The organism is Corynebacterium sp., assembly GCF_030532965.1.
Lineage (GTDB): Bacteria > Actinomycetota > Actinomycetes > Mycobacteriales > Mycobacteriaceae > Corynebacterium.
This window is the reverse complement of the sequence record NZ_JAUNKC010000056.1, coordinates 1-6524: the sequence shown is the minus strand read 5'-3', so window position 1 is coordinate 6524 and position 6524 is coordinate 1. Positions and strand designations below refer to the sequence as shown.

General features: G+C 52.7%; 8 protein-coding genes. 1 reads left to right on the top strand and 7 read right to left on the bottom strand.

All coding sequences use genetic code 11. The features are described from left to right. Positions 1-153 precede the first annotated feature (153 nt). From Q4D85_RS14430 to glmM, 3 genes are all read right to left on the bottom strand, one after another. Positions 154-453: a WXG100 family type VII secretion target gene (locus Q4D85_RS14430; RefSeq protein ID WP_303201493.1), complete on the bottom strand. Its 300-nt coding sequence runs from the start codon at positions 451-453 to the stop codon at positions 154-156. Further along, positions 454-717 (bottom strand): hypothetical protein, encoded by a 264-nt coding sequence (locus Q4D85_RS14425; RefSeq protein WP_303201492.1) that lies wholly within the window; start codon positions 715-717, stop codon positions 454-456. A 360-nt stretch (positions 718-1077) separates the two neighbouring features. After that, positions 1078-2421 carry a phosphoglucosamine mutase gene (gene glmM / locus Q4D85_RS14420; RefSeq protein ID WP_303201490.1) on the bottom strand — a complete coding sequence of 448 codons (1344 nt, stop codon included), beginning with the start codon at positions 2419-2421 and terminating at the stop codon, positions 1078-1080. Positions 2422-2585: 164 nt separating this feature from the next. Here glmM and Q4D85_RS14415 point away from each other — a divergent pair, with 164 nt between their 5' ends. Continuing rightward, positions 2586-3083 (top strand): hypothetical protein, encoded by a 498-nt coding sequence (locus Q4D85_RS14415; RefSeq protein ID WP_303201489.1) that lies wholly within the window; start codon positions 2586-2588, stop codon positions 3081-3083. On the opposite strand, the gene Q4D85_RS14410 is transcribed toward Q4D85_RS14415, so the two are convergent. From Q4D85_RS14410 to Q4D85_RS14395, 4 genes are all read right to left on the bottom strand, one after another. Next, positions 3076-4095: a S9 family peptidase gene (locus Q4D85_RS14410; RefSeq protein ID WP_303201487.1), complete on the bottom strand. Its 1020-nt coding sequence runs from the start codon at positions 4093-4095 to the stop codon at positions 3076-3078. The genes Q4D85_RS14415 and Q4D85_RS14410 overlap by 8 nt on opposite strands. A gap of 454 nt (positions 4096-4549) precedes the next feature. Beyond that, a complete protein-coding gene (rpsI, locus tag Q4D85_RS14405; RefSeq protein ID WP_303201486.1) occupies positions 4550-5083 on the bottom strand; it encodes a 30S ribosomal protein S9 in 534 nt (177 codons plus the stop codon). After that, positions 5080-5523 carry a 50S ribosomal protein L13 gene (gene rplM, locus Q4D85_RS14400; RefSeq protein ID WP_047261214.1) on the bottom strand — a complete coding sequence of 148 codons (444 nt, stop codon included), beginning with the start codon at positions 5521-5523 and terminating at the stop codon, positions 5080-5082. Before rplM ends, rpsI begins: the two co-directional genes overlap by 4 nt. A gap of 453 nt (positions 5524-5976) precedes the next feature. Beyond that, entirely contained in the window at positions 5977-6264 is a 288-nt protein-coding gene (locus Q4D85_RS14395; protein WP_303201483.1) for a WXG100 family type VII secretion target, read from the bottom strand. Positions 6265-6524 lie beyond the last annotated feature (260 nt).

Genomic DNA, 6524 nt, shown 5'->3' with positions numbered 1-6524 from the left:
ACCGCAGAATGCTCAACAGACACATTAGACGACTGAGACACAACAACACTCCTTAAAAGATTATTTTCAATGGTTTTGCTCGGTTTTCTGCAACGCCCGCACACCCGTTACCGAGATCTTGACGTTTCAATGTAGCTACAGCGTGCGGGCCTTTTATGTGATTTGCTGCAGCAATTCGTCGATTCCCTTTCGCAGCTCGGTATTACCGTCTTTAATGGCGGTGAGCGTTTCGCTGACGTCTTTCAGAATGTCGCGAATACCGGCGGCACCTTCTTGCCATTTGCTAATGATTTCTTGGTATTGGTCCGATTCGGAAGAGACCCAATCCGGGCGGAGCTTATCCACTGATTGGCCGATGGCGTCCATGGTGTCAATCATTGCGGCCTGCACGGAGAGAATGTCGGAAGCTGATCCTTCCGCATCGCTGGTTCCGAAGGAAAACATCGAACTCATTTATGCACCCCCAGAAACCTTCCGCAATTCGGAACCAAATTGATTCAAAGCGGATGCGGTTTCGGTGTCGAAGCTCTCTACCGCCTTAGCAATCTCGCCAGAAACGGTACCCATCCCTTCAATATTTTTAATCAAGGTGCGCCGCGAGGCTTTCCACTCAGAGAAGAATTCTTCGACTGCCTGGGTGATCTTGTATCCATGCACATCATCAACACCGTCAGAGCCTTCGGCATCACCTTCAACGCCATCTAGCGTGGAACTCATGTCATTCAAGTTGTTTTGTATTGTCCGCAGATCGCCAATTGGCACTTGCCAAAAATCAGAACTCAAGTCGCACCACCAAAGATGAAAAGATCGAAAAATAAATTACATCGATGTAAATCAATTCCACATACTAAAAGTAAACATCGGCATTTTCTAGAAAAAGCTAGAAAATATTTTCCACTCACCCCCATCAATACAAGCCCGATACCTGCAAATACACCAGGAAAGTAGCACTTTTATCTAAAACAGTAACCACCCCCGTCGTAAAGCAAACCGCGCGGAACACCGCCCCACAAATGACAAAAACCACCGTTCCCAGTTGTGCACAACCGGGAATGGCGGCGGGATTTCGTAGGAAACCTACACGTGGGACACCACTGCGGCGAGTTTCCCAGCGATCTGTCGGGCGGTCTCCTCACTGGACGCTTCGACCATCACGCGGAACAATTCCTCAGTACCGGAAGCACGTAGTAGGACCCGTCCGGTTGAGCCCAACTCAGCTTCTGCTTTGGCAATGGCTTCTTGCACATCGGGGTGGGACTCAATCTTAGATTTGTCTGAGACCGGGACATTGATGAGAACCTGCGGCAACACAGTCATCGCTTCCGCCAAAGATTTCAGCGACAATCCAGTCTCCGCCATGCGCGACATCAACGCCAGGCCCGTCAACGTGCCATCGCCCGTGGTGCCATAGTCTGGCATAACGATATGCCCGGACTGTTCGCCGCCCAGGCTGTAACCACCCGCGTTCAGGTCTTCCAGCACATATCGGTCACCGACTTTTGTCGTGCGCAATGTAATTCCAGCGTCATCCATGGCCAACCGCAAACCAAGATTACTCATTACCGTCGCAACAAGGGTGGATTTACGCAGCTCGCCATTTTCCTTCATCGCCAGCGCCAGGATGGCCATGATCTGATCGCCGTCAACAACAGTTCCTTCCGCATCCACCGCGAGGCAGCGGTCCGCGTCGCCATCGTGCGCCAGGCCGAGATCCGCGCCATGCTGCAACACGGCCGCTTTTACCTGCTCGATGTGGGTGGAACCGCAGTTATCATTGATATTGTATGCGGTTGGCTGGTTGAAAATAGGGATCACTTCCGCCCCTGCGGCAGCATAGGCCAATGGCGTCACCGTCGATGCCGCACCATTTGCGCAATCGACCACCACTTTTATCCCATTTAAATTGCGCGGCATGGATTCCGCGAGATGCTCAAGGTAATGCTGCTGCGCATCGACGGCTTCCTCGATGACGCGCCCAACCCCGTGTCCGGTCGGCCCAGTCTCAGGCAACGACTCCATGGTTTTCTCAATCTGATCTTCGATTGCGTCTGGGAGTTTATGCCCGCCCTTTGAGAAAAACTTAATGCCGTTATCAGGCATCGGATTGTGGGAGGCGGAGATCATTACCCCCATATCAGCGCCGTAGTATTCAGTTAGGTACGCAACAGCCGGGGTAGGCAGCACCCCAACTCGGAGCACGTCGACGCCTCGGCTGGCCATTCCGGCAGCAAGCGCTGCGGCGAGCATTTCGCCGGAGACGCGGGGATCGCGCCCGATCACTGCAATCGGGCGGCGTTTGGATGTGCGATGTCCTGACGTAAGAACTTCCGCAGCTGCGGCTCCAAGCCGCAATGCCAGCGGGGCGGTGAGTGCTTCGTTCGCGAGGCCACGCACCCCGTCGGTTCCAAACAGTCGTGTCATGATGAAATTGTTCCCTTTCTAAAAGATACTTCTTTTAGGATACGTCCTTGATACCCCATTATGCGGGAGTCTTGGCCTAAAAAACCTACATAATCCGCAATGTTTTCGCTTTTCGACGCCACCTGCAGCCCTCGTCGAAAACGAGGATCTTTATACTGGCCCTCATGAAGACATTTCGTGGACGCGCCTATGCCCTATGGTGTTGTTGCACCATAGGGCTATATTTTCTCGCACTTCTTGTACGCACTGCCTCCGGCTTAGGCGGATGGATTTCCGCAATACTATTCTTTTTCCGCGGACCCGAAATTTTCTTATTCATTTTCTTGGCCGGATTTGTACTGTTCTTTCTTCCTCCGCTACCTACCCAAGAATTAGACCCGCGAACACGACGCCGAATATTAAGGCTGATCGGCGCCTATCATTTCACCATGCTTATGGGATTCTGGGTCCTCCCCGACTTTGACGACCGGGACATACCGGTTGCGTTGCATCCTTTCATGAAGCTTTTCACAACATTCTTATCCCACGACCAAGTAGCAAGTATGTCATACATGCTTAGCTACGCTTTGGTTGCGGGTGGGCTCGGAATCCTGATCGCGCTCGCAGTGACCGGAGGCAGGGTGCGTCGACAAGCATCACCTGAGCCCGGGACTACTAATTAGCAGGCATGGAATGCCACTGTTCTAACCGCTCGTACAACAGCTTGTCCGACTCAATCTTGGCCTTTTTATTTCCTTCTAACGTGCCGCCTAGCATTGTTGGCCACACCGGACCCAGCTCATCCATGTCTTCAAGGAAAACATGCCCCGCATCCTCAAAAACAACGGCTTCCAACTGCGGATTTTGGTCAGCGAGATTCCGGGCTGCCTGCTCACCTGGCCACATTCTGTCTTGCTCACCGGCGAATAACAAACCATGTCCCTCAAACTTACTCAGATCGATCCGAGCGGCATCCGCATTGTCGGCCTCCGCGATTGCTTTCTCATAGTCCCCGCGGAAAGAAACTGGCAGGTTGAGCAAGAACCGAGTCATCGTGGGGAGAAAATCGATGAACGATCCTTTAAACGCCAGGAAGTCAACCGGTCGACCTTCATAGGTGAAACTACTGGTTGGCTCACCCTTATCAAAACTTAGACTTTGATAGGTGTATTCGCCGGGCGTATACAGCACGATGTTGTCGATTTCAGGGTAACGTGCAGCCAAATTCGCGGTTAATTCCGCCCCTTTAGAGCTCCCGATAACTGTAAGCGGGGCATCAATATCGTCGTTAGCGCGAATCCAATCAAGCACCTCGTTGAAGAAATCTAACGGGACTTCATCTAAAAGTTGTTGCTGGTTGGGTTGGCCGAAGAAATACAACGACAGCACATTGTATCCCCGTTCCCGAATTTGTACTGCATCACGGTGTGCCGCACTTCCTTCGGAACCACCGAAAACCACGACGGTACCGGGATGTGGGGTGCCTTTCGCGTGGTAATAAAACCCGTTAAGGTATTCCCCCTCCACCCGATCAACGTTCCCCTCCGCCATCGCCACGGTTGGATCGCGTGGATCGGGACCTGGGACATCATATTTCTTGGCGTTATAGTAAGAAAAACCGACCAAGGCCACGATAATCACGATCAGGGCTGCCCCCAGTTTCAGGAGAATCCTGCCGACTCTGCGCACCACCATCACCCTCTCATATTCTCTTGTATCCCGCAGTTAATGCCGATAGTAATTCCAGAAGCTTAAATGCGACTGATAAAGCGAGAGATCAATGCGCGGTTACCCCCATTCCAGCACTACTAGTTCGGTTTTGCCGGAGCCATAAGCAAAAACAAAACAGCCGCCCTTGTGCTGTGAGGTCGGGCTGTTTGTAGCAATAAGCCACGTACTACGGGGCCTGCCTCTCATTGTTTGTGGTAATGCTTATTTTTCATTGAAGAAATGGTCCTTGTCATCGGCAGCACTCTTGTTAAGTAGAGGGTCAACGGCAAGGACTCTATGACAGGAAATTATAACAACCATCTAACCAATCAACACGGCCACAAGAGAACACTCATTATTCCCGAACTAGCATATGGACAAATAAAAACGAGCCCCCTCCGCCATTGATAGCGGAAGAGACTCGCGTAAAAACCACGTATTAACGCTTGGAGTACTGTGGTGCACGACGTGCCTTGTGCAGACCCGCCTTCTTGCGTTCCACGGCACGAGCATCCCGAGTAAGGAAGCCAGCCTTCTTCAAAGCTGGGCGATCTTCTGGGTTGTAAACGTTAAGTGCACGTGCGATAGCCAACCGGAATGCGCCAGCCTGGCCGGTTGGGCCACCACCGGTGAGGTTAGCGTGGATGTCGAATTGACCGTCCCGATCAACCAATGCCAGTGGGGCCTTGATCAGCTGCTGGTGCAGCTTGTTCGGGAAGTACTCTTCGAGGGTGCGACCGTTGCACACGAATTGGCCGGAGCCTTCAACGAGGCGAACCCGAACGATGGCGCGCTTACGGCGACCAACGGTCTGGATAGGACCTTCGTGTAGTACTGGTGCAGCTACTGGTGCATCAGCTTCAACAGCCATGGCGTCGCCGATGGTGTTGGTGAATTCTTCGGTAGCGGCGGTTGCGGCAGCGATGTCAGCTGCATCTGCCGCGAAGGTTTCGGTTACGTTCTGATCGGTCACTGTGCCACCTGCTTGATCTCGTAGGTTTCTGGCTTCTGTCCACCATATGGGTGCTCCGAACCAGCGAAAACGTGAAGCTTCTTGACGGAAGCGCGGCTTAGGCGGTTGTGGGGCATCATGCCACGGATGGATTCTTCGATAACCCGAGTTGGGTGCAGTTCCAGGGAACGACCCAGGGTCATGGTCTTCAAACCACCTGGGTAACCCGAGTGGCGGTACCGGAATTCACGGTCGCGCTTGTTGGCGGAAACGTGAACCTTGTCGGCGTTGATGATGATTACATGGTCGCCGCAGTCAACGTTTGGTGCGAACTGTGGCTTGCCTTTGCCGCGGAGCAGGTCAGCTGCGGTTACAGCGAGACGACCTAAAACCACGTCAGTGGCGTCGATGACGTACCACTTGCGGGTAATGTCACCTGCCTTTGGGTGATAAGTAGACACTTATGACTCCTTTTATATAAGTCTGTCTAAGAACTGCCAGCCATGATGCATACAAAACCCCTTATTCGGCGGCCGGTGGAGACCCGATTAAGGAACAGACTGCGCAAGTAATTTTGCGCTTTGCACACATAGAGCAACAACTCTACCGTAAGGGTGCTAGACGCACCAAAACCACCAGGCCGATTGCTGTGGTTGTGTCACAGGCGCGTACGGTTACATCACCCCGAAATGGGTTCATCTGCCACAATGAAAGCCTATTTCGAGCAAGTTAGGGGCATGTAACCTTGGCGCGGTGCCCTGCGGAACCATGTTTCAATCAACCTAGTGTCACACACCGTTCTTTGTGTAATAAAAGCACGGTGTCAGGGTGGCGTGGTGTGCGGTGATTTGTCGTTGTCCTTTCCTCACCGCGTCGATGATGGATAGGTTGTCTATATGGTGGTTAAAGGCTGATTAGCCCCAGGAGGCTGCTGCCATGCGGTTGACGTCGCTCATGCGGTCATTGCCAGAGCGGACGGTTTGCGAGATCGTCGCCAGAACCGTATTTAGTTCAGCGGCCGCGCGGTCCCACTTATTCTGAGCCTCCTGGTATGCGATAGCGGAGTCGCCTTCCCAGGAAGAAACCATAGGTTGGATCTGGGATTTGATCGCGTCGAGCAGGGCGTTGATGCGCCCGGAGGTGGATTGGATGTCTCCTGCGGCGGCTTCGATTTCGCCGAAACCATACCGGATTACGTCCATGAGGGTTCTCCTTTCGTCTTCGCTGCGTGTTTCTGATTGTTGCTGGACGCTCGACCACACAGAGTGGGGATCGATGGTCTTAGCTTCCGGCGGTATAAAGAAATGGGCAACGAGGACAATACAAACTAGTGGTAACAAATGTTCTTAGGTTGTGAAACTCGTAGCGGGTTTCACTTAAAGGAGCACGTTGCCGTGCGCGTGTTTATATTGAGGTTTTCTCACCAGAGCTTCTTGTGGTTGAGGCGTAGGACAACAAGTGC

Coding starts and splice junctions, on each gene's coding strand:
- glmM (WP_303201490.1), bottom strand. CDS start 2,421: ATGACACGACTGTTTGGAACCGACGGGGTGCGTGGCCTCGCGAACGAA.
- Q4D85_RS14410 (WP_303201487.1), bottom strand. CDS start 4,095: ATGGTGGTGCGCAGAGTCGGCAGGATTCTCCTGAAACTGGGGGCAGCC.
- Q4D85_RS14395 (WP_303201483.1), bottom strand. CDS start 6,264: ATGGACGTAATCCGGTATGGTTTCGGCGAAATCGAAGCCGCCGCAGGA.
- Q4D85_RS14430 (WP_303201493.1), bottom strand. CDS start 453: ATGAGTTCGATGTTTTCCTTCGGAACCAGCGATGCGGAAGGATCAGCT.
- Q4D85_RS14415 (WP_303201489.1), top strand. CDS start 2,586: ATGAAGACATTTCGTGGACGCGCCTATGCCCTATGGTGTTGTTGCACC.
- Q4D85_RS14425 (WP_303201492.1), bottom strand. CDS start 717: ATGAGTTCCACGCTAGATGGCGTTGAAGGTGATGCCGAAGGCTCTGAC.